Source organism: Flagellimonas pelagia, from assembly GCF_003584135.1.
GTDB lineage: Bacteria > Bacteroidota > Bacteroidia > Flavobacteriales > Flavobacteriaceae > Flagellimonas > Flagellimonas pelagia.
Map to the genome: position 1 here is coordinate 216,945 of NZ_QXFI01000013.1, position 23,100 is coordinate 240,044.

Below are 23,100 nucleotides of genomic sequence, written 5' to 3' on the forward strand. Positions count from 1 at the left end.
TGTGGTGATGGAAAATAGAGTTAACAAATGAGGCCATATTATCTCCTAAACGCCTTGATCATCTTTTCTTTCGTAAAGGAAGTGCATGCTCAAGAATACCAGATGTCATTCAAAATCTTGAATGCGAAAACGGGTATCGGTGTGGAGAATGCAGAAATAGCCATCGAACCGTGCAGATGCGGAGGTGTCTCAGATGAACAGGGAAGGTTCTCCATCACCCTTCCCGAAGCCAACTACCAAGTTACCGTTTCCTACATTGGTTTCGGCTCTGAGGTTCGGCAAGTGGAACTGAACCGGAATATTTCCTTGGACATCATGCTTATTGAAAAACATGAAGAACTTTCCGAGGTCATTGTAAGGGCAAAGAAAATGGATGAAATCCTCAATTTACCGCAAATGGGAGTGGTAAGTTTAACACCAAAGGACCTGAAGATGATTCCCTCAGCCGTGGGAGAGTCCGATGTACTGCGCTCAATGGTCCTTTTGCCGGGCGTTAACAATGCAGGGGAAATCAGTAATGGGCTTTCTGTTAGGGGAGGCTCCTTAGACCAGAACCTAATCCTTTATGACTATGCTCCCATCTTTAATCCAACCCATCTATTTGGCCTTTTTTCGGTCTTTACCCCAGATGCCATATCCTCCACGGAGCTATATCGTGCCAACATTCCGTCCCGTTATGGTGGAAGGGCCACCTCCGTGCTCGATTTAAAAGTGAAGAATCCCTATGTGGACAAATTGAAACTGACAGGGGGAATCGGTCTGGTTTCCAGTAGGCTGAATGTAGAGACTCCTTTGGTAAAGGACAAACTGATGTTGTTCGCAGGGGCACGTGCAGGATTCACCGATTTTTTATTGCCGCTCTTTTCGGAACGTCTTAAGGACACAAAGGCCAGATTTTATGATAGTACTCTAAAGCTTTTGTATTTAGCATCGGAAAAAGACCAAATTTCACTTACCGGATTTGTGTCGAAGGATTTTTACCAACTTGATCTTGTTACCCAGATCCAAAACGTCAACGCAGAAAACAATCAATATGATTTCAGTACGCTTAACGGAACCCTGAACTGGTCCCATAGTTTTTCCAACAATGCCAATCTCCGGACGGTGGTACTCGCCAGTGACTATACCCCGAAAATAATTTTCCCGGAACGGGACATCGACAATGAGATTGTTTACAAATCGAAAATTAACTATCTCAGTTTTATATCCGAATATTCTAAAAATGTCCGTGTTGACTTAAATTATTATATCGGGGTGCAGGCCAATCGGTATACGATCAGTCCAGGGGCTTTGGACCCCGGTACTTCGGACGTATTGTCCGTCTCCTTGGAAAAAGAGACAAGCTATGAATTCGATGGCTATGCCAATATCGATTGGTCTCCCTTGGAACAGCTTTCCCTCTCTGGAGGTCTCCGTTTCAGTCATTTTGTGCTGGTCGGTCCCTACACCCAGAATTTTTTTGATGAGGTTACGGGGGAACCATTGGGTTTTACAGAATTCGAAAAGGGCGCTGGGGTCAAGACCTACAATGGCGTGGAGCCGAGACTGGGCCTAAACTTGAAATTGGGGGAAACCACTTCCTTGAAGACGAGCTATGCAAGGCTGAACCAATACCTACAAAACATATACAATAGTACCACCCCGGTACCTACCTCTCGCTGGAAGACAGCAGATCCCTATGTGCAACCGCAGAGAAGTGACAGTTACGGTCTGGGGCTTTACAAGAATCTAATGAACAATGAACTGGAAATTTCCTTGGAGGGTTATTATCGGAAGGCACAAAATGTATTGACCTATAGACCGGGGGCCGACTTCTTTCTAAGTGATAACATCAATCAAGATGTTGTTCAAGGGGAAGGCAAGGCCTATGGAGCGGAACTCAGTTTCAAAAAATCAACAGGGAAGGTCAATGGTTGGATGAATTACACGTGGTCCAGAAGTCTTTTACGATCCCAAGTTGATAGGATTGCGGACAGAATCAATAACAATAAATGGTACCCTTCCGATTTCGATAGAACACACGTTTTTAACGGGACCGTAAATTTTGAGTCTGACAAATTCAATACGTGGAGCTTTAATTTCACCGCGCAGACCGGAAGACCCTATACAGCGGCCAATGGTATTGTAACCATAGAGGGAATAGAAACGCCTTTGTTCTTGGAAAGAAACAATGCCCGTTTGCCCATATACCATAGGTTGGATTTCTCATGGAACATCAGAGGGGTAAAAAGTAGGACCAAGCGATGGTCGGGCGACTGGACCTTTACCGTCTATAACCTGTACGCAAGAAAAAACCCGTACAGCATTTATTACACACAACGTAACGGCACCGAAAATTCCGAGGTGTTCCTAAATAGTCCTTTGGGAGCCTACGAGCTTTCCATTATCAACAGCCCTCTGGTTTCACTTACCTATAATTTTGTTTTTCAATAATTTAGAAAGCTTAGTTGTGTTTGAATCGAGGAAATAACCAACGTACCGATTATTCACATACTTCTTTACCTATTGCAATTTTCCATATGCAACCTCTCGCGCGACTTATAATTTGGTCTTTGCTATGTAAAATATTTGGACAAGACCTGTAATACTATTTTACATCCAAATAAAAATCCGTTGCTCAAAATTTTATATATATTATTGTTTTTCAGACACTTATTGGTTTTGGAATAATTTTGGCACAACTTGGGTTGAGTTGGATAAATTACCAATCAGGAATTAAAGGGAAGAACGGTTGGAAATCAAAAAATGCCCTCTTAAATTCCGATGTTCAAAATAATACGTTGTACCAAGCCCGTTGAAATGGAACTGATGTAAAATTAGAAAAACTACGACCATGAAGATTTATGTTATCACGGCAATACGTCATTTGCTGAAACATAAGATGCATTCCATCCTTAATTTACTGGGCCTTACCATTGCCTTTACCACCGCTATAGTGGTTTCTCTTTTTATAAAGTATGAATTCAGCTACGACCAACAACAACCTGATGCGGCCAACATATATAGAGTCATCAAAGAAAACCTTGACAATGAGTGGAGAGGTACCCATTTATGGAACGCCACAAGTGGGTTGATGAAGCCTACACTACAGGAAAATTGTCCGGAGATCAAAAATGTAGCCCAATTGCTTCCTATTGATGAGATAGAAATTGTAATCAACAACCAACATTTTATGGATGGGAAATTCTACTTTACGGGGCCCGAATTTCTGGAGATTTTTCAATATCACTTCTTAAAAGGCGACCCGAAAACTGCCTTGATCGAGCCAAAAAGTATTGTCCTGACAAAGTCAATGGCCGAAAAGTATTTTCCTGAAGAAGATAACCCAATGGGTAAACTTATCCACTTGGGAAACATGGATTTTACCGTTACCGGCATTATGGAGGATGTACCTAAGAACTCCCATCTTCCCATCAACTTTTTGGCTTCCCAACAAACCGTTTTTGACCCATCTTATGATTTGAACGACGCTGAGGCGGAATGGTGGAATAATAACTATAATACATATGTGCAACTTTACAATGATGTTGATGTTCCATCATTGGAATCCAAAATCACAAAAATTGTTCGAGCTTCAAGGGAAGGAGATGTTCCTGAAGCCTTCCACCTTCAAAATATAAAGGACATACACCTGTATAGTCATGTAAATCTGGAATCGGGTACCAATGGAGATATTCTGTATATCCGTGTTTTTTTCGGAATTGCCCTGTTATTATTGCTTATTGCCGGGTTCAATTATATGAATTTGGCCAGTGCCCAAATGTTGTATTTCACCAAAGAGACCGCCATAAGAAAAATATCAGGGGCCAGCAAGTTTCAGATTGTCCTTCTGGTTTTTGTTGAAACCCTACTGATATGCTTGTCGGCCTTTGTGGTTTCCATGTATTTGGCATATTTTATTCTTCCTTCTTTTGCCGAACTGGTCGAACGAGAACTAGCGGTGAGTATGTTATGGTCCTATAGCAACCTGGCTGCTTGGATAGGAATGGTTATTCTCTTTGCCCTAATTTCATGTGCCTATCCAGCCTATCATATGATGCGACAAAAACCGATCGTGATGCTCAAGACACAAACGTCAAAGCCATCCAATTTTTTAAATGTCAGGAACATTTTGGTAGTCTCCCAATTTACGATTTCCATAGCGTTGATTGCCGGAACCATTATATTTTATAGGCAATTGGATTTTATTCAAAACAAAGAACTGGGCTTTCAAAAAAACAATATCGTGAACATTATCATTCCTGATGTTCAGTCTGAGCTTAAGAAAAGTTATTCGGTCCTGAAGGAAAAATTACAGGCCAGTACCAATATTCTTGATGTAACCTATGCGCAAACCGCATTGGATAATGATGAGTGGGGCGGCAGCGCTGAATGGGCGGGAAAATCGACACAGGAAGACATAAAACTCTACCATTTGATAGTGGATCAAAATTATTTGGACTTTTATAATATTGATCTCCTGGACGGGGAACTGTTCTCTAAAGAGATGAAAGCCAAAAACAATTCTTCCTTTATTCTCCTGAACCAAGCAGCCGTAAAAGCACTTAAATGGAATGAGCCCGTTGGCAGGAAACTTTCCCTTCAAATGTGGAAGGATAGCAAGGTCATCGGGGTGATCAAAGACTTCAATTATCAACCTCTTCATCTGGGAATTGAACCATTGGCAGTTTCTTTGGGTTTACCTGAGGAGCATGCCAATATCATTTCTGTAAAAATAGCACCCAATGATGTGGGCGGAACCCTCGATGAGATAAAGACAATTTATAAAGGTCTGTATCCAGGTTATGGTTTCAACTACCAATTCCTGGACGACCAGTTAAGCAATGCCTATCGCACTGACCAAAAGTTGGGACAACTATTCGGAATCCTATCTCTGATAAGTCTTGTGGTTGCGGCTTTGGGTCTTTTTGGTTCGGCTTCTTTTATGGCTAAACGAAGAATCAAGGAGATAGGCATAAGAAAAGTAAACGGTGCCAAAGTTTCAGAGGTACTTGCATTGCTCAACAAGGACTTTGCCAAATGGGTGGTTTTAGCTTTCTTCATGGCTACCCCGATTGCATGGCAAATCATGAAAGGATGGCTTGAAAACTTTGCTTATAAAACCACTTTGGATGTATGGATTTTCGTCCTAGCTGGTGTTTTGGCTCTGGTTATCACCATCATTACCGTAAGTTGGCAGAGCTGGCGTGCCGCCATTACCAATCCAGTTGATGCGCTACGGAACGAGTAGCACAATCTATTGGTCACAACATGGCTTCTTCAAAAAGCTTCCATTTTGTTGTATTCGTAGCTAAAACTTGTAAACCAAACCCAAGGCATAGGAACCATCTCCACTTTGAAAACTAAGCTCAAAATGCTCTTGCATATAGGGTGTTGTGAACAGATATGTGCTTCCGATACCGACCAAGGCTCCTCCTAGAACATCCCAGCCATCATGTCGGTCATTCAATCCTTCCACCCTACTATAAGCTACAAAACCTGCAATGGCATAGGCAGGAATTCCATATTTCCATCCATATCTTCTTTGAAGAAAAGAAGCCCCCTGAAATGCAAAGGAAGTATGTCCGGATGGGAACGCGTGACCGTCTGTTCTCCCTTCCGGCCTTGGTTTATTAATGGCATACTTTAAAATCCAGGTTGCGGTCAAATTTGCGGACATAGATTTGCCCAACTGCCAAAATCCTTCCTTGTCTCCCTTGAGCAAAACTGTGATAAGGGAAAAAGTCGTTGGGGCAAACTGGGCATAATCCCCTACCCGTCAATGGTCGTTTCCTTTGCTATTTCTTCAGCGGAATCTGTTTGCTGACCAAAAGCTTTACCTGTTAGAACAAAGAATAGGGCTGTACAAATTATAAATCTTGTTGCCATCGGGTTTCTTCAACTAATCACGTGGTTCATCCAATGTCTTGATCAATTGACCATCGGTTCCGATCAAAACCTCAATTTCCTCTTTTCCTTTTTCCAATCCGATCTCATATTGGGAACCGTTGGGGTCTTCTATAAATTCAACCTCATCAATACTGTACTCGGAAAATTGTTTTTTTAGGGTTGTGACCACATTTTCAGGGATATCATTTTTCTTGATTTCATGTTCTGTTTCTTTCCACGTGCCATCTTCCAAAAAATTGGCGGAATATTCAATACCATCCATTTTGAATTCTGCCTCCCACTCCTTTTCCGATTCTTTGTCCCAAGTAACTTTTTTCACATTCGGGAACTTCTTTACAAAGGATGCTTGTACTCGAAGGGGAGCCGAAGTCCGCTGTGCAAATGCATAAATCCCCAATCCTAAAATCAATGCTATGGGCAATCCGATGACATACTTTTTATTCTTCATGATCTACTGATTTAAAATCTTTTAGTAAATCTAGAACCCAATTCTAAAGATGGTTTTAAGCAAATCTAAAGTGATTTAAAGTTGTTTCTGCTCTTCAGCATTATCAGTAACCATGTGACGATGCGAAACGTAAATCATCAACCCGATCAATATTATGGACACAATGGTTGCAGGTAAGGTGCCCAGGTTCAATCCACCTTTGGCCATAGGTTTGGTCAAAAAATCCCCGAAGGTTGCCCCAAATGGCCTTGTGAATATAAATGCAATCCAAAAGAGGATAATCTGGTTCATCTTCGTAAAATAATGCAAGAGTATCACTAAAACGATAATCCCAGCGGTAACAAAGGCACCATATAAATAGCTCAGCCCAACAACATCGCTCAAGTAATCCCCAAAGGCGGTCCCCAAACTGTTGGAAAACAGGATGGCCATCCAATAATGGATTTCCTTGTTTCGGTCAAATATGGGATATACCTCCAGGTTCCCAAATCTTTTATGCCAGGTAAAAAGGGTCAAAAGCAATCCAGAAAACAGCAATAGACTTCCCCAGGTGTAACCCAAGTGGAGGCTTCTATCTATAAAATCGGATATTTCGGTCCCCAAGGTGGTAGTACCAATGATAACGAGCCAGTACCATACCGGAATGAATGCTTTTCTGGTCAATTGAATGCCCAGTACCAGCCCGAAAAAAATTAGGGTGATCAGAATTCCCGTGGCATATCCCAACCCTAAGGTTTGAGCAATAAAATCCCCCAAAGTTTCCCCCAAGGTGGTCGCCACAATTTTCATCAACCAAAACAACAGGGTAATCTCCGCAACTTTGTTCAGTGTCTTCATTTTCGAAAAATTAGATTTTGTATTTAAACCCGACCCTGAAAATCTGGGTCTCAAAATAATTCTGGTAAATGGCCGTAACCCCTTGATCATATATCCGTTGACGAATCCCGAACCTGTTCAGGATATCACTGGCGGAAAAGGTCAGTTCCGCTTTTTTGTTCCAAAGTCGCTTCTTCAACCCAAAATCAATGGAGGAACGGGAAAGTTCCTTGCCCTGCGGAATATTCTTGTCGGAATAATATATGCCAGTTACCTGAATTGAGAAATCCTTGGGCAGAACCATTTCTGTACTCATCTTGGCATTCCATGCGTCGGCAGTTGATTTCTCGGTAGAAAAACTTCTCTCATAGGGAAACAAAAGAATTCCTTGATAAGCATCGATGGTGTTGGAGAACCAGTTAAACGTAGCAGAAACCTTCCAATTGTTGGTGATGTCCTGTCCCAATAGCAGTTCTATACCCGTATTGGTGGCTTTACCGGTATTTTGATAGATCCTGTTCACAATGTCATATTCTGGATTGGAATTGTCTATGCTATAAATCCGCATGTATTGATCTTGGATCATCCGATGGTATATGGCAGAATACAATGAGCCACTCCCCCATATATATTTATGTGCCAGTTCCAGGGCATTGGTAAATTGAGGGCGCAAATAGGGATTCCCTACTTTTAAGAGTTCAGGATCGTCATATTTTGGAAAAATCCTAAGTTCCGGCTCTCCGGGACGATCAATTCTTCGATTGTAAAATGCCGAGATCTTGTTGTGGCCATTTAACTTGTAGGTGAAACGCACGTTGGGGAACAGTTCAAAATAATCATACTTGTCATTGTTGGGATAATAGGCATTGGTCGGGTCCAAATCATAGAAAACTTTTGTTTGTTCTGCACGAAGTCCTGTTTCCACATCATACTTCTCTTTCTCCAGAACGTAGTTCACATACCCAGCATACAAGTTTTCACCCCAATCGGAAAACGTTCCCAAATCAGGATAGATAATGGATTGATTCCCCGGAGTAATCGTATAATCCACTGGTAATCTTCTGATCCGCAATTTGGCACCCAGTTCCAATCGCCCTGAACTCAAGGGGCGAACATAATCCGAAGAAAGCGAAGTGGTGTTCTCAATGGCCCGGATGTTGGTCATATCCATCCCTATCCTCACTGAAGAACTATCATTAAGGGAATAGGTTTCATCTTCCAATCCTTGGGTATATTGAGCACTGGCACTCAGTGTGTGACCAGGTTGTTCAAATTTATGTCTGTAGTTTACTGTGGCATTGATGAAACGGGTGATTTCTTCTTCTTGCCAACTATAGAAACGATTTCTACCATTGGTATTCAGGTTGATGAAGGCAACTTGGGCGGAATCGATATGTCGCTCACGATCATAAAGCCCCGAAAAGGTGAAGCTATTTTTGTCATCCATTTCATAATCAACCCCGCCATTGATTATGGATCTAAACTGTTTCCTGTTCTCGGGGACTTGTGAAACAATGTTCCTGCCGTCATCATAGTTACGTGTGGTAAACTCATTATTGGGCAAAGCCTTTTGTAAAATGAACTCGGACTGGAGAAAGTAATTCACCCTATCCTTCCTATAATTTAGGTTGAGGCTGGGAATCACTTTTGGGTTGGCCGAAAAGCTTCCTAAATCGGTGGGCGTATCTGCCCGTCTTTTTCCAAGGGCCCCTAGGCCAAATGAAAGTCCAACATCTCCATTGAATCCCGTTTGCTTTTCTTTTTTATAAATGATATTGACAATACCTGCAAATCCGTTGGCATCGTACTTGGCAGAAGGATTATTGATGATTTCGATTTTTTCAATATTGGAGGCAGGAATATTCGCCAGACCCTTTTGATTGCCAAAACCTGTTAGACTACTCTGCTTTCCATCGATAAGCACCACAACTTTATCGCTTCCCCTTAAAATCACCTTTCCATCTTGATCAAACGTTACTCCGGGGAGTGTTTTCATAGCATCCATGACCGAACCCCCAGATTGGGCTATGTTATCTTCCAAGTTGAAGGATTTTTTGTCAAGCGCAGCATTGGTGGTAGCCTGTTTTCCAACAACCTCAACTTCTTCAAGATTCTGGGTACTTGGCTCAAGAGAGATCTTTCCCATATCAAAAATGGAATTCAATCCTCCTGATATCATTGTCCGCTCCGTGGTCGTGTATCCGATAAAAGTAAAATAGAGCCTGTACCTTCCTATGGGAAGATCAATGATTTTAAACCGTCCATTCTCGTCCGTGATGGCTCCCGTGACCAACCTGTCATCCTCCAAACCATGAACGGCCACATTGGCAAAGGAAAGAGGTTGTTGGGTTTCAGAATCAAGCAATTGGCCGCTTATGGTTATGTTTTCTTGGGAAAATAAGGTTTGGCACGAAATGATAATCAGGAGGATGGATAGCACTTTGCTCATGGGATAACGTATTTGTTTGCCATCAAAACTAAACCCCGATCCTAAAGGGAATTTAAAGTTATCGATAATCTTGGTTTGAACTCTGGCTACTCTATAAAAGAAACGGTGAAATGATGCATCCCCGCCTCAAAATGATACGAGATGGTAAAACCATACAGATCACAGATACGTTTAACAATGGCAAGGCCCAAACCGGTTGATTTAGCCCCATCCGATTCCCTATAAAACCGAGAGTAGAGCATTTCAGGGTGCCGTATTGCCTTTTCACCAGCATTAGCAATCGTTACTTTTCCATTTTGAGCGTTGACCAAAATATTTTTATGGCCTGTTGAATATTTTATAGCATTGGAAATCAAATTACTACAAAGTACCTGAGCTAAAAAAGAATCCATATCCACCCAAATAGATTCGCAAATTTCAAAGTCAATGGAAATGGTTGAGATTTCACTGAAATCCTGAATGTTTTTCTTCAGTTGCCTTGAAATATCCAATTTTTCCTTTTTCAAGAATTGATTGTTTTCAATCTTGGTCAACAAGGTTAAGCGTTTGGTCATTTGGGTAAGCCGTTGGATATCCTTTTGAATGGAGGTCAATTGTTCATATTGGGTGTCTTCCAACATTTCGCCATTGATCACATTCTCTATTTTAGCTTGGATGATGGCCAAAGGTGTTTGCATTTCGTGGGAGACATCTTCCGTGTATTGCTTTAAATTTTTATAATCTGCACGTACTTTGTTGGTCAAAGTGGTCATCTCATCATTCAATTCGGAAAACTCCAAAATATCACTGTCCATCAACTCGATGGGGGTTTCGGAAGTCAGGGAGAAGCTTTTCATCTGTTCCAGATTCCTAAAAAAAGGATGCCATACCTTTTGGTTTCTTGACTTGTTGAGATAAAACAAGAAAATGAAGACCACCAGTATGATGGCCAGATAGGAAAGTACCACGGCCAACAAAATGTTTTCCGATTCAACCACCAATGCCCGAACGGTAATCCTATAGTTTTGACCATTGATGGAAGAAAAAGTGGAGAGTTCGCGGAATTCTTCCAATTCATTCTGGGACGGGTCATAGATAAGGGTATCCTTGAGTATTTCCATGTCCAGTTTGTCAACTTTTACCACTTCCGCAACAGGAGGTAATTGGTAGTCCATGCCACCTTCCTCGATGGATTTTTCAATTCTGGACTCCGTTGAACGCAATTCTTCCTCAACCTCGGCCTGCAATACAACTCGAAGATAGTAGTATAGGACCACAGTACTGCCCAACATCAAAACAAGGCCTATCCAAAGAAAGGTTTTGGATGTTTTCTGGATCAGCGGAATTTTCTTGATTTTCTTGTTCATGTATCAGTCCTCCATAAATTTATAACCACTCCCATATGCCGTTTTGATATACTTACCTCCGGTCTCGGTCAACTTTTTACGCAGATTGTTGATATGCACATAGATGAAATCAAAATTATCGGCCAAATCACTGTGGTCCCCCCATAAGTGTTCCGCAATAATTTCCTTGGAAAGTACCCTGCCCTTATTGGTTATAAAGAATAATAGTAGATCGTACTCCTTTCGGGTCAATACAATCGGGCTGTTGTCCACATACGCCGTTCTTGAATTGGTATCAATGGAAATTTCATTGAACTCGATCCGTTCCATTCCTCCAAACTTACCTCTCCTTAAAACCGCTCTAATACGCGAATTGAGTTCTGCCAAATGAAACGGTTTGGTCAGGTAATCGTCCGCACCCAAATCCAGCCCTTCAAGCTTATCGTCCAATGAATTGTTCGCGGAGATAATGATGACAGGGGTTTGGGATTTATTCCTTTTCAATACCCTTAGGATATCAAGACCGTTACCGGTAATCAGGTTAATATCCAAGACCAAAAGGTCATATTCGTATAAATCGATCTTGTACAAAGCCTCATAGTAATCGGACGCCCTTTCACAAACATTTCCATCCCTTTCCAAATAGGTTACTATGGAATTTTGAAGTTCAATCTCATCTTCGGCTATAAGGATTTTCATCATTTAAATTTAAGGAATAAATGTAGGGTCCAATTCTTTAGAAAATCTTAAATATTATATTTTGAACATAGGGCCAATCGCCGTTCACTTTGATTTTGTTTGTGACAAATGTCACAGTATGCCTCACAAGGCCAACGTACCTTTGAATGGATTCCTATTGAATTTAAAGACACATTGCGATGAAACATACAGTGAAAATCTTGGGTACCGGTTGCCCCAAGTGTCAAAACCTGACCAAAGTTGTAACAGAGGTAATCGCAGAAAACCAGTTGGATGCCTCTGTTGAAAAAGTGGAGGATATCACACACATTATGCAATATAATGTGATGCTTACTCCAGCATTGGTGGTAGATGAAAAAGTGGTCATGAAAGGTCGGATACCCTCCAAAGAAGAAGTTTTGGCCTTTTTAAATTAAATTTCCTTATTACAGGCATCATGTTCGATTGGTTGGAACATATGGCCCAATGGTTGGTCTATGACATTTTTGGGATGAATCCCAATAATCATTTCGCCAAAGCCCTTGATTTCTTCATTTACGACAGTATAAAAATACTGTTGCTGTTATTTACCGTAGTTTTTTTAATGGGTATTGTCAACAGTTATTTTCCCATTGATAAGGTCAAGAACTACTTATCGAGGAAAAAACTTTATGGCTCCGAATATCTAATGGCCAGCCTTTTTGGGGTGGTTACCCCTTTTTGTTCCTGTTCCTCGGTTCCTTTGTTCATCGGATTTGTTCGTGGGGGCATTCCCTTGGGGGTCACCTTTGCCTTTCTGGTCACCTCACCTTTGGTGAACGAAGTGGCTATTGGACTGTTCATTGGATTGTTCGGGGTTAAAACCACGGTGTTGTATGTGTTGAGCGGCGTGTTGTTGGGAACGATTTCAGGGTTTATCCTTCAAAAATTAAAGCTGGAAAGATATTTGACTCCTTGGGTCAAAGAGGTTCTTGCCAATGCCCAAAAGGAGCAGGAAGTGTTTGAAGAGGAAGAACACTCGTTAAAACAACGACTTCCCATAATTTGGCAAGAAGCCTTGAAAATATTGAAAGGAGTACTCCCTTATGTCATCATCGGCATTGCCATCGGCGGGTTGATGCACGGTTACATCCCATCCGGCTTTTTTGAAAAATACATGGCCAAGGACAATCTATTTGCCGTTCCCTTAGCAACTCTATTATCGGTACCTATGTATTCCAATGCATCCGGTATTTTGCCCGTAGTACAAGTCTTGGTAGACAAGGGCATTCCTTTGGGAACGGCCATCGCCTTTATGATGGGGGTCGTTGGACTCTCTTTGCCAGAGGCCATGCTACTGAAAAAGGTCATGACATTAAAGTTAATTGGAATATTCTTTGGTGTGGTCATGCTCTGCATCATGGTTTCGGGCTATCTTTTCAACATCATATTATAACTCAAAATTGCATACATGAAAATCAGAAACTTTCTATTGGCCATTTCTTTCCCAATATTGGCTTTTCAACTGAACGCCCAAATGCCCAAGGTGCGTTCCATTGGTGCCATGAAAGATATGGGAAGCACCTACGACCTGCATATTTTGCTGGATACCATCTCCCCTAAATCACATTTGTATGGTATGGGTCCATATGATAGAATGAAGGGAGAAATCACCGTTGTTGATGGCAAACCTTATTTTGCCACTGCTTTTGAAGAAGGAAAATACCAGGTGGGCACAGATTGGAACATCCGATCACCTTTTTTTGTGTATTCCGATGTGAAGGAGTGGTCGGTGTTTAAAATCGATGGTTCTTTTAAAAGTGTTGAAGACATTCAAATTGCCGTGGCAAGAATCGCCAAAGAAAATGGTTATGACCTCCAACAACCCTTCGCTTTTAAGATCAAAGGCTCTTTTGATGATTTCGCAACCCATATCGTCACCCCTAGAAATCCAGAGGTTGCAGGGTACCGAGAAGGTATCAAATCCCAGAAATTTTCGTTCAAGGATACCAAAGGGGAACTTCTGGGGTTTTATTCTGAAGACCATCAAGGGGTTTTTACCCATGCCGATAGTTTTGTTCACATCCATTTTTTGAAACGAGACAAATCGTTTATGGGACATTTGGATGAAATCACCACAAAGCCGTCTTCCTATAAATTGTACCTACCTAAACGAAAATAATCCCATCAATTCTTTTTGGTCTTGAACCAATAGCTGACACCTACGGACCAGTAAAAAACACTTTCCAAATCTTCCTCATACACACCATCATCCGTTGTGAGCGTTGCGCTTGTCTGTGGAAAGGCCCAAGTGGGTGTAAACGAGAAAATCAAATGCTTGTATTGGTAATGAAGTGGAAGGCTTAATTCCAGATTAAGTACATTGAACTCCGAGGCTTCCGCTATTTCCACATTGGTGACCACATCTGCAGTAGAGGTACCACCTTGCCCGTTGCCTTGTCCTTTCCTGTTCCCCAAACGGCTTGTGGTGTAGTATTCCTGATAAAAATATTGTGACCCGGCAAAGACCGAAAATCTTGGATCGATCAAGAGATTCCTATTCAATGCATATATGGGTTTGTCCACTATGAATCCCAAAAACAGGTCTGGTGAGCTGTTCTTGTTGAAATATGAACTCGCATAAAGGGAAAGCTCCAATAGTTTAAAATCATAACTGAGCAAACCTGTAACATCGGCCACTACTTCCGATTGTACGTTATAACTGTCCTGGTTGTAAAAATACGCGGTTCCTGAAAGGCCACCGCTCCATTTCTTGGCTTCAAACAAATACCCTCCAGTGACATAAAAAAGGTCCACACGCTTGTCGCCAGAGCTTGTCAGATAGGAAGCCGTTACATCGGCAAACAGCCCCGACTTGTCATAATATCCAATGGAAGGTAGTAAATAGGGCGCAGCAATGGAATCCCTTCGCCCCATAAAGATGGCATCGTTCATATAACTCAGATCTGCAAGCACATAGGATGCCTCCTCATTGGACTTTTCTTTGGTAGTTTTTTGGGCAAATGCCCCAACAGTACCCAACACTAACATCAACACAATAATAACATAACGTTTCATGGCCTCGTTCTTTAAGATAAAAGAACCATGCCGCAATTGGCGGCATGGTTCCAAACCAAAATACAACTACATGACTTGTCCGGCTTTCTTCTTTTGAAGATTAGCCTTTTTGGACTTCATGTTCATCATGTTTTTTTGGAGCATCATTTTACGATGTTGGTACATGTTGTTGAATTTCACTCCATCAATGTTCAAACACTCGCCATTTTGCAACCTCAATTGTTGACGATCCTGGTTCATGTAAGAACCATCAGGATTAACAGTCGTGCCATTCGCCAATTCCAATTGTTGTTGCAACCTGTTTTGGGATTGGGTCCTGATTTGATACAATTCCCCATCAATGAGCATCACTTGATACCTGTTTTGGTTTCTTGCTTGGATTTGGGCGTTAGTAAGTCCTTTATCATCCTGCATCATTTTGTAACGGTATTGATACTCGTTACGATACTTGATGCCATCATTGTCCAAGCATTCCCCATCCCGTAATCTAAGCCGATCTCGGTCTTGGGTCATATAGGTTCCGTTGAGGTTGACAACCGTTCCATCACTCAAAGTGATAGGGTCTTGCAAACGTATTTGGTCGCGGTCACGTATTTGGAGCACGTCTCCATCGACCAACATTAAACGGTCTCGATTTTGATCGGGATCTTGGATCCTGTCCCTATCCCGGTCCTGTGCCTGCAGTGTTACTGTTCCCAGAACAGCCAACACCAGTAAAACTACTTTTTTCATGGTACTCGTCTTTAAAAACTTATGGTACAAAGGTATTTTCAAAGAAAACGAGCCACAATGATTTTAGTCACTAAACCACTTATTGTCAGTTATTTAGAATGATTAAATAGTAACAAATGTTACATAGGATCCATCGTTTTACTGCTTCACATAACGATACAGATCATCAGTGGCCTGTAATAGCTTGCCCTTTAATGAAGGATTTAAATCGGGATGGTCCGCCAAGTACTTTTCCATAAGTTCATAAGCCCCAGAGGCTTGGTATTGGCCAATGGTGGCACTAAGCCATCGTTTGGGAAAAAAGATGTCCCCTGTCTTTTGTATTTCTTTAAGAAGATCCAATGCCAAAGGCAGTTGTTTAATGGAGGAAGATTGATGCAACGGATGATGGATATAACCACAGGCTGCCAAGACCCACGATTCCTTTTCCCTGTTTTTGGCTTCCCTGAACGATTCAAAAAAAGCACTTCTGACCGATTCATCCGCAGATAGGGCCGGTAGTAAAAACTCAAAACGTTTTAGTTTATCCGGATTATCCAATGCTTTTTTAGCGGTTTCCAGAATTTCTTCCGCCTCCGGATGTTCATACAGTGCCAAGGTCATCGCCATACTGGTATAATCGTCCTTATTGAGCTTTAGGTCTTGGATTTGTTTTTCCTTGTTCCAAATCTGGTACAATTTGTTCTTGGCTTCATCCGAATAGGCCATACCCTTCCAGAGACCAAAAATGTTTTTTTTGATGTTGGCAACATGCTTTTCTTTGGTCAGTTCCTTCCAAAGCATCGTTTCAAGCAAAGGCTGTTGTGCGGCTCTTGCTTCTGGGGAAAGATAACTCCAATAAACACTGCCGATCTGTCCACATATGAGACCGTGTACCAGTTCATTTTCCTCCATTTGAACTCCTTTCAAGAACAAATCGAGCCCTTCCTCGGGAGCCAAATTGCCAGCTAGTATGTTTTCATAAGTATTCAAGTAGGCATAACCACGGGCCACCTCATCCTTTAAATGGGGTGTAATCTGCAAATCATCCACCTTAACCGGGAATACACCATAACCAAAGGCATTGGAGTTGAATATGATGGCTTCTGGCCTGTGAAGCCCAATAGCTTCTTCCACTTTTACTGTACGCCCATCAATAGCCACAGGAATCACCAAAGTACTGTCAGGGTATACCAGGGTAACATCGAAAGCCTGGGGCCAAATCTTTTCGCTTCCATCTTCTGCCTTTTGACTTAAGGTGAAACTTTTGATCATATCATTATCATATCCGATCTCTTCCTTGAATATGGGCCTTCCTGATTGGTTCACCCAGACCTCGCTCCATTTTTGAAGGTCTTTGGGTGACCTGGCATCTAAAATGTTCACCAAATCGTTCCAAGTGGCATTCCCATAGGCGTATTTGGAAATATACTCACGAATGCCTTCCCTAAACTCCTTCTCTCCAATAGCGGCTTCCAGTTGGCGCATCATGATCGGAGCCTTATTATAAATGATACCGCCGTACAGGCTTCCCGCATTTTTCAGATTGTCTAAATCTTGACGGATGGGATTGGTTCCTTTGGTCCTATCCTCCCCATAAGCTCCTTGATAATGGGAAGTCATAAATTGCAACCTATGGTTGATATCAGGAAATGTAGGGTTGACAATCTTATCTGCCATAAAATTGGCAAAGACTTCCTTCATCCAAACATCGTTAAACCAATCCATGGTGACTAAGTCGCCGAACCACATGTGTGAGGTTTCGTGTGCAATGAGCTTGGCCCTACCCAACTTTTGTCTCTCCGTGGCACTTTCATCCAAAAATAAGGACGGCTCTCGATACTGAATGGCTCCAACATGCTCCATGCCTCCATATTGAAATCCAGGGATTCCCGCAAAGTCCAGCTTTTGAAATGGAAATTGATGCTGGGTATAGCCTTGGAGAAAATCAATGGATTTTTGGTGTATATCGAAAACAGGCCCAGTACTCAATTTGATCTTGGTCGTGTCCGTTTCCCGGTACAGGAAGGTCATGTCAAAAATGCCTGGATTTTCAGTCACCGATTCAAACTTACCTACCACAAACGAAAAGAGATAGGTGCTCATGGGATCACTTTCCTTAAATTGATAGTGGGTCTTGCCTTTCTCTTCCGAGCTTTTTTCCAAGGGTGCACCACATAGCACTTTCCAACCGTTAGGTGCTTTGATATCCAACATATATTTTGCCTTGATATTAGGTTGATCAAAACAAGGAAACAAAGTACTGGCCCTATCCGGAACCAAAAGTGTATAAAGGAAATCATCATTTCGGTTAAGGGACAGCTCACCTGCATCAAACGCAATCTGAATAGCGTTTTCACCTTTTTGCAAGTTATCCGCAATGATCAAATGTTCCTTTTGATGGTTGATATCTTGCTTTTCTCCATTAACCACCAACTCTTTCAACAAAGATCCATCGGCATTGAAATCAAGGTATAGGGGTTGCGACATATCCAACAGGTCAAGTTTAAGGTCTAGCCTTGATGGTATGGGCGATGCCTTCTCCTCTGGAATATCAAAGGACAAGGTATAAATGACATTGGAAACTTGGGAATGGCGGTATTCTGCCATTTTTAAGTGAATGCCCAAATCCAATAGGTCTATTTTAGGGGCGGTCTGGCATGCGGCAAAAAGCAATAAAGCACAAAGGGGGAATGTTTGGTTCCTTTTCATTTTGGAGCGTTTGGTTTAGGACCCAAAAGGTACCAATTTTTGTCGATGTCACATCAACGGAACCGAACACAAAAAGAAGGCCAATGCATGGGGTTTATTCCGTGACCACGCAATTGATGATATCCACTCCCGTATTTCCGGTAGTGGGATTATAGGCATATACCAAGACCTGATAACTCCCCGCACCGTCAATTTTGACATTGCCTTCAAACAGGTTTCGCGAAGGGTTAGCCAAGGTCAACTCACCAAAAACTTGTCCATCCTTTTTTACAACGGCTTTCACTTCCATGACTTCGGAATCCCAAATACCCCCTTTTTCTATCGGACAGCCACACATCATCACAATATTGGCCTTGACGTCCAACCCAGTGGACTTAATGGATTCCAAAGGAATGTATTGATGTGTATTGGGGGTAAGGATATCAATTACAAATCCTGGGATTTCCAACACTACGCCATCACCCAAAATATCCTTGCCAGGAATGAGCCAAAGCTCCGTGCTGGCATGCACTTGGGCATTTTTCCTGCTGATGGGTGATATCACTTCCACACGAACAAAAGTGGGTTCGGAAATATCCACCACAGCCAAAAAACCAGCGGTTTTATCATCTGCCAACTGGGCAAACCTGTCTTTTGGGGTTTTCATGATCAAGCCGGTATTGCCCGTGCTTCCCGTGGTAATGCCCTCGGCAAGGATTTGTCCGTTGATGGTGTTCCTAACAATTATGTGGGCCCCTCCAATGGAACTTCCCACAAACTTGGCATCCTTTGCCTTAGCCCTGACCATCAGTTTGGTATCGATAGCAAAAGCGTGTAGACTTAGTGAAAAAAGTACGGCGAAGAGAACTGATCTTTTCATGATGGGTATATTGGTTTCTGTCCCTAAACTTAGTGTTTTTTCACAAGTTGTCTTCTTAAAGACTGGCTAGTTTTTCAACATCGGTACCTAAAATAGTGTCCAGGTTACTTTCAATTTTTTCCACGGGCCAATTCCACCATTGAATTTTCAAAAGGGATGCAATGGTTTTTTCATCATATCGCTTCTTTAATGGTTTTGCGGGATTTCCACCGACAATGGTATACGGTTCCACATCCTTGACCACTACGGAACGTGCCCCGATTATGGCACCATCCCCAACCGTAACCCCAGGCATGATCACCGCTTCCATCCCGATCCAAACGTCGTTACCAATAATCGTGTCCCCTTTTTTCTCAGAGACCTGAAACATCGCCTGTATCTCCGCCACAGTGGTTTCTGGCGTCATCATGAAATTATTGAACGGAAATGTGGAAAAGCCATGCATGTTGTGGTTGGCCGAACTGGTGATGAACCGGACACCGTGGGCAATCTGGCAAAACTTGCCCATAATCAATTTTTCCGGGCTCAACGGGAAAAGATATGGTGCCAAAAAGGCTGCGTAGTTGTCCAAAACCTCAAAATGTCCAAAGTAACTGAAATCCCCTATTTCAATCCTTGGATGGTCCACAACTTGGTTTAAGTGTACAACCGTTTGGATTTCGTTCCCGTTAGGCATGACCATGGGGTACTTCTTTTTTGGATTCAATAGTGTATTTGTCATTATCTAGTTTGTTGTATCATTTAAAATCTACCCGTTCCATGACCATTCTTCGTCCGGGCATCTCGATTTCTTGTTTTAAAAGTGTCCTTGATTTTTTGTCGATGTAGTAATAGCTTGGCATTTGATTATTGCTGATATCATCCGTGACCTGTACTTTCCATACTTCTTTGGATTGACCATCGATTTCCATGACTTCGGAATCCACTGCCTTAATGGTGGCAGTAATCACTCCGGTTTGCGTATTCGGGTTGAAATCAAATATGGAAATGACCTGTTCGTACCCTTCTTCCAAAGGCAACCATCTGATCAAATAGGGGTAGCTGTTACTATCAAAAAAAGAGGCTTCCTGTTCTTGGTCCAATTCTGTTTTTTTACCTGTCTTTTTATCGTGGTAATATCCAGTTACACGATCTTCAAAATGGATGACCATATCCCTGTTTTGATTATACGAAGAGTGGTATAGAGGGGTTAGATCCTTTAATTTTACTATGGTACTGTCTACCCAAGGTTCAGTAAGTTGTGGCATGGCCACAAGGGTGATCAAAATCAGCTTGTCCCCCTTTTGTTGAATGTTGGTACTGACCTCACCCAATTCGTGGGATATGGTATCCTGAAGCACTAGCCATTTCATGGTATAGTTTTCATCCTTGATCCATGTGGAATCAAAGGGGTTGTTATTGGGGCCGATGGCTTGCTGACCATAGGAAAGGGTCAAAAAAAATAGAAAGGCTAGACTAATAATATTTTTAATCATCAAAAAGTGTTTTTGGTTACATAAGTTTTTGGTGTTGGGGTTTGGATGCAAACTGAAATTTACAATGACCAACGGAACAATCTTTCTGTGTTGCCCCATTAGACTCAAAAAATATTATTTGTTACATCCTTCTTATATCATGTCCCAAAAATATTGGCATAAGAGAATATTCCTATTGATCTATATCAATAAAGCACATTCTACAAACCATTATTTGATGTCGGAAAAACTGGCAACAATCTCAAGACTCATTAAAAGGATAACTAACTACCTGATAGAGCGTAACTGTTGTAGTTCTGCTTCAGCGGCCAATACCAGATTTTTAAAATGACCGAGGTCCTTTTTGGGGCAAGAATGGGATAGTTGGAACCTAGAGCTTTCAAGAAGTCGTTCGCAATAGGCTATCTTTTCGTTTATGGGCAACTTGGAAATGGTATGCTTGTACAATTGATCCAATTGGCACAATGGGGGGCAATCCGGTTTATTTCTTAGAAAATTGAACATTTGAAAAAACAGTTGGTTGGTTTCTTAAATTGCCACAAAAACCACGCCAACCCAAAGATTTTAAATTATTCTTCCACTCGGAGCATAAACCCTCGTCGGTTTACATTCACGATACTGACCTTGGGGTCTTTACTGAGATGTTTTCGTAAGTGTGACACAAAAACGTTGAGGCTCTTTTTGTTGAAGTAATCATTCTTGTCCCAAATGGTCGTCAAGATTTCCTTGTGTGTGCACAATTGGTTTTGGTTCATGGCCAAAAGCGTCAACAGGTCAAATTCCTTGCCTGTCAGTTTTATAAGTTCTCCCCTATATCTAAGTTCAAAATTTTCGGTATTCAAGGAATAGTCCCCAATTTCATACTCCGCAGCCTGCTGTTCCACTTCGGAATCCACCACCAATCTAGCCAGCAATGCATTGATGCGCACCACCAGTTCTTCCTCATCAATGGGTTTTTTGAGATAGTCCACCGCACCCAGTGAGAATCCTTTTAAAACGTCTATCTTCAGCGATCGGGCCGTTAAAAATATAAAAGGTAGATCCGGGTTGATGTTCTTGATCTTTTGTGAAAGTTCAAAACCGTCCATGTCAGGTAACATGACATCCAGAATTGCCAGGTCGAATACATTGGTCTCGGTCTTCACCAGGGCTTCTTGCGCGTTCTTTGCCCATGTGACCATAAATCCCTTCATTCCTAAGTATTCTGAGAGCAAATATCCTAAAGAGGTATCATCTTCAACCAGAATCAATTTGTACTTTCTATCCATTTTTGGTCAATTTAAAGGAAAGGGTAAATCTTGTCCCTTTTCCCAATTCACTTTCCACCGAGATCTTTCCCCGATGCATCCTTACAATTTTTTGTACATAGGACAATCCAAGACCATAACCTTTCACCCTGTGCACATCGCCATTCTTAATCCTAAAATATTTTTGGAAAATTCTTTTTTGGTCTTGCTTGGAGATTCCCTGTCCATTATCCTCAATGGAAATGAAAAGTTTTCCTTTTTGGGTAAATGCTTTCAGACGAATGACCGGGTCATCGGAGTATTTTTTGGCATTCTCCAACAGGTTGGCAATAACATTTTCCAAATGGAACTTTTCCGCCTTGATTATATAGTAATCTCCAAAAAGTTCATAGTCGAAGTCAAGGTTTTCACTGGCCGCCAAAATTTTAAAATCCTTGGAGATACGTTCCAATTCCGGCTTAAAGTCAATTTCATTGAACTGCATCAGTTTTTTTCCCGACTCCAAACTGGCCAATTCCAAGACTTTATCGATATGACTTCGCAACCTATCTGTTTCACGCCTGATAAGTTCCACAACTGGTCTTTTTTCCTCCGATATCCCCTCCTCCAAAATCTTGCTGGCAAGACCTATGGAGAACACTGGGGTTTTGAGTTCATGGGTTAGATTATTGATGAAATCATTTGTTGTGGTAATCAAACTGCTCTGCCAGTAAAAAGACCTCAATACCCAGATCACCACCACGATTATAGCCAACAGAAATATAAAACTAGGAATAATAAGCCCTTTTATTTGACCCATAAAATATTTGTTCAAATCTTCAAAACCTAGCTCAAGAATCACTTCTTTGTTCAGCAACTCTGGAAGGTAACCATTGAGTTTAATAGGATAGGTCAAGGCATCCTCACTTTGTATGTGGGGTCTTACTGAAGTCAAATACTGTATGGAATCCCTCGAATATAAAGCATAGGTAAAAGGAGCATCAATACCGGAAACACCCAATTGGTAGGCAATATAATCGTTTAGGTAAAATTGGGAAGCCTTCTCCAAACTATCCAAACCTATATTAACTTCCGAAGTATCCTTTTCAATGGCATTGCCAAGCGTGTATGTCAAAGAGTTGACTTCGGAAAGTTCTTTACCGATGTTTGTCCTGGCCTTGTCCATCTTTTCTGAAAACTGTACCCTTGCCAATCCCAAGCCCACACGCAAGTATTGATATTGCACCACCAAAAGGCCAATAACCGATACCACAAAAACAAGTACGTATACATTTCTTTTGGTCAGCATGGTGCTAAATAAACAAAAAAACACCAGCTATTTACCTCTTGGTTAACCCTATTAATCTTTCATTAATCTTTTTGATCGATTGTTAATCCCTGGGCAAGTCATTAAGATCTATCTTAGCCATGAGTTTAGTTAAGAAATATATTGTA

At 41.6% G+C, this 23,100-nt stretch carries 20 protein-coding genes; 5 read left to right on the top strand and 15 right to left on the bottom strand.

The genetic code is table 11. The annotated features are described in order from the left end of the window. Positions 1 to 27 precede the first annotated feature (27 nt). Positions 28 to 2,433: a TonB-dependent receptor gene (locus D2V05_RS05480; protein ID WP_119646498.1), complete on the top strand. Its 2,406-nt coding sequence runs from the start codon at positions 28 to 30 to the stop codon at positions 2,431 to 2,433. 400 nt (positions 2,434 to 2,833) lie between these two features. After that, on the top strand, positions 2,834 to 5,230 hold the full coding sequence (locus D2V05_RS05485; RefSeq protein WP_119646499.1) for an ABC transporter permease: 2,397 nt from the start codon (positions 2,834 to 2,836) through the stop codon (positions 5,228 to 5,230). A 60-nt stretch (positions 5,231 to 5,290) separates the two neighbouring features. Here D2V05_RS05485 and D2V05_RS05490 read toward each other — a convergent pair whose 3' ends face one another. From D2V05_RS05490 to D2V05_RS05515, 6 genes are all read right to left on the bottom strand, one after another. Then, positions 5,291 to 5,659, bottom strand: coding sequence for a phosphatase PAP2 family protein (locus D2V05_RS05490; RefSeq protein ID WP_119646674.1), 369 nt, complete (start codon positions 5,657 to 5,659; stop codon positions 5,291 to 5,293). Positions 5,660 to 5,881: 222 nt separating this feature from the next. Beyond that, positions 5,882 to 6,337: a PepSY-like domain-containing protein gene (locus D2V05_RS05495; RefSeq protein WP_119638317.1), complete on the bottom strand. Its 456-nt coding sequence runs from the start codon at positions 6,335 to 6,337 to the stop codon at positions 5,882 to 5,884. A 75-nt stretch (positions 6,338 to 6,412) separates the two neighbouring features. Further along, the gene (locus D2V05_RS05500; protein WP_119646500.1) at positions 6,413 to 7,174 is read right to left on the bottom strand and encodes a COG4705 family protein; all 762 of its coding nucleotides are present in this window, start codon (positions 7,172 to 7,174) and stop codon (positions 6,413 to 6,415) included. A 10-nt stretch (positions 7,175 to 7,184) separates the two neighbouring features. Further along, a complete protein-coding gene (locus tag D2V05_RS05505) occupies positions 7,185 to 9,602 on the bottom strand; it encodes a TonB-dependent receptor (protein WP_119646501.1) in 2,418 nt (805 codons plus the stop codon). A gap of 86 nt (positions 9,603 to 9,688) precedes the next feature. Then, positions 9,689 to 10,948, bottom strand: a complete 1,260-nt coding sequence (locus D2V05_RS05510; protein WP_119646502.1) for a sensor histidine kinase — start codon at positions 10,946 to 10,948, stop codon at positions 9,689 to 9,691. 3 nt (positions 10,949 to 10,951) lie between these two features. Next, positions 10,952 to 11,626: a response regulator transcription factor gene (locus D2V05_RS05515; RefSeq protein WP_119646676.1), complete on the bottom strand. Its 675-nt coding sequence runs from the start codon at positions 11,624 to 11,626 to the stop codon at positions 10,952 to 10,954. 179 nt (positions 11,627 to 11,805) lie between these two features. Between D2V05_RS05515 and D2V05_RS05520 the strand changes: the two genes are divergently transcribed. From D2V05_RS05520 to D2V05_RS05530, 3 genes are read left to right on the top strand one after another with little or no spacing between them, the layout of a single operon-like run. Beyond that, positions 11,806 to 12,042 (top strand): thioredoxin family protein, encoded by a 237-nt coding sequence (locus D2V05_RS05520; protein WP_119646503.1) that lies wholly within the window; start codon positions 11,806 to 11,808, stop codon positions 12,040 to 12,042. A 20-nt stretch (positions 12,043 to 12,062) separates the two neighbouring features. Then, positions 12,063 to 13,040 carry a permease gene (locus D2V05_RS05525; RefSeq protein ID WP_119646504.1) on the top strand — a complete coding sequence of 326 codons (978 nt, stop codon included), beginning with the start codon at positions 12,063 to 12,065 and terminating at the stop codon, positions 13,038 to 13,040. 15 nt (positions 13,041 to 13,055) lie between these two features. Then, entirely contained in the window at positions 13,056 to 13,766 is a 711-nt protein-coding gene (locus tag D2V05_RS05530; protein ID WP_119646505.1) for an acetolactate decarboxylase, read from the top strand. 5 nt (positions 13,767 to 13,771) lie between these two features. On the opposite strand, the gene D2V05_RS05535 is transcribed toward D2V05_RS05530, so the two are convergent. The 9 genes from D2V05_RS05535 to D2V05_RS05575 all read right to left on the bottom strand — a co-directional run bounded on the left by D2V05_RS05535 (position 13,772) and on the right by D2V05_RS05575 (position 22,954). Next, on the bottom strand, positions 13,772 to 14,662 hold the full coding sequence (locus D2V05_RS05535) for a hypothetical protein (protein WP_119646682.1): 891 nt from the start codon (positions 14,660 to 14,662) through the stop codon (positions 13,772 to 13,774). A gap of 66 nt (positions 14,663 to 14,728) precedes the next feature. Next, complete coding sequence (locus D2V05_RS05540; protein WP_119646506.1) at positions 14,729 to 15,394, bottom strand: DUF6799 domain-containing protein; 666 nt, start codon at positions 15,392 to 15,394, stop codon at positions 14,729 to 14,731. Between the two features lie 138 nt (positions 15,395 to 15,532). After that, positions 15,533 to 18,085: a M1 family metallopeptidase gene (locus D2V05_RS05545; RefSeq protein WP_119646507.1), complete on the bottom strand. Its 2,553-nt coding sequence runs from the start codon at positions 18,083 to 18,085 to the stop codon at positions 15,533 to 15,535. Positions 18,086 to 18,179: 94 nt separating this feature from the next. After that, positions 18,180 to 18,944: a hypothetical protein gene (locus D2V05_RS05550; RefSeq protein WP_119646508.1), complete on the bottom strand. Its 765-nt coding sequence runs from the start codon at positions 18,942 to 18,944 to the stop codon at positions 18,180 to 18,182. Between the two features lie 55 nt (positions 18,945 to 18,999). After that, positions 19,000 to 19,665 carry a CatB-related O-acetyltransferase gene (locus tag D2V05_RS05555; RefSeq protein ID WP_119646509.1) on the bottom strand — a complete coding sequence of 222 codons (666 nt, stop codon included), beginning with the start codon at positions 19,663 to 19,665 and terminating at the stop codon, positions 19,000 to 19,002. A 16-nt stretch (positions 19,666 to 19,681) separates the two neighbouring features. Then, positions 19,682 to 20,419, bottom strand: coding sequence for a DUF3108 domain-containing protein (locus D2V05_RS05560; RefSeq protein WP_147378232.1), 738 nt, complete (start codon positions 20,417 to 20,419; stop codon positions 19,682 to 19,684). Positions 20,420 to 20,686: 267 nt separating this feature from the next. After that, the gene (locus tag D2V05_RS05565) at positions 20,687 to 20,923 is read right to left on the bottom strand and encodes a hypothetical protein (protein ID WP_119646511.1); all 237 of its coding nucleotides are present in this window, start codon (positions 20,921 to 20,923) and stop codon (positions 20,687 to 20,689) included. A 65-nt stretch (positions 20,924 to 20,988) separates the two neighbouring features. Then, the gene (locus D2V05_RS05570; RefSeq protein ID WP_119646512.1) at positions 20,989 to 21,687 is read right to left on the bottom strand and encodes a response regulator transcription factor; all 699 of its coding nucleotides are present in this window, start codon (positions 21,685 to 21,687) and stop codon (positions 20,989 to 20,991) included. Further along, positions 21,680 to 22,954, bottom strand: a complete 1,275-nt coding sequence (locus D2V05_RS05575; RefSeq protein ID WP_119646513.1) for a sensor histidine kinase — start codon at positions 22,952 to 22,954, stop codon at positions 21,680 to 21,682. The genes D2V05_RS05570 and D2V05_RS05575 overlap by 8 nt, the downstream gene beginning before the upstream one ends. Positions 22,955 to 23,100 lie beyond the last annotated feature (146 nt).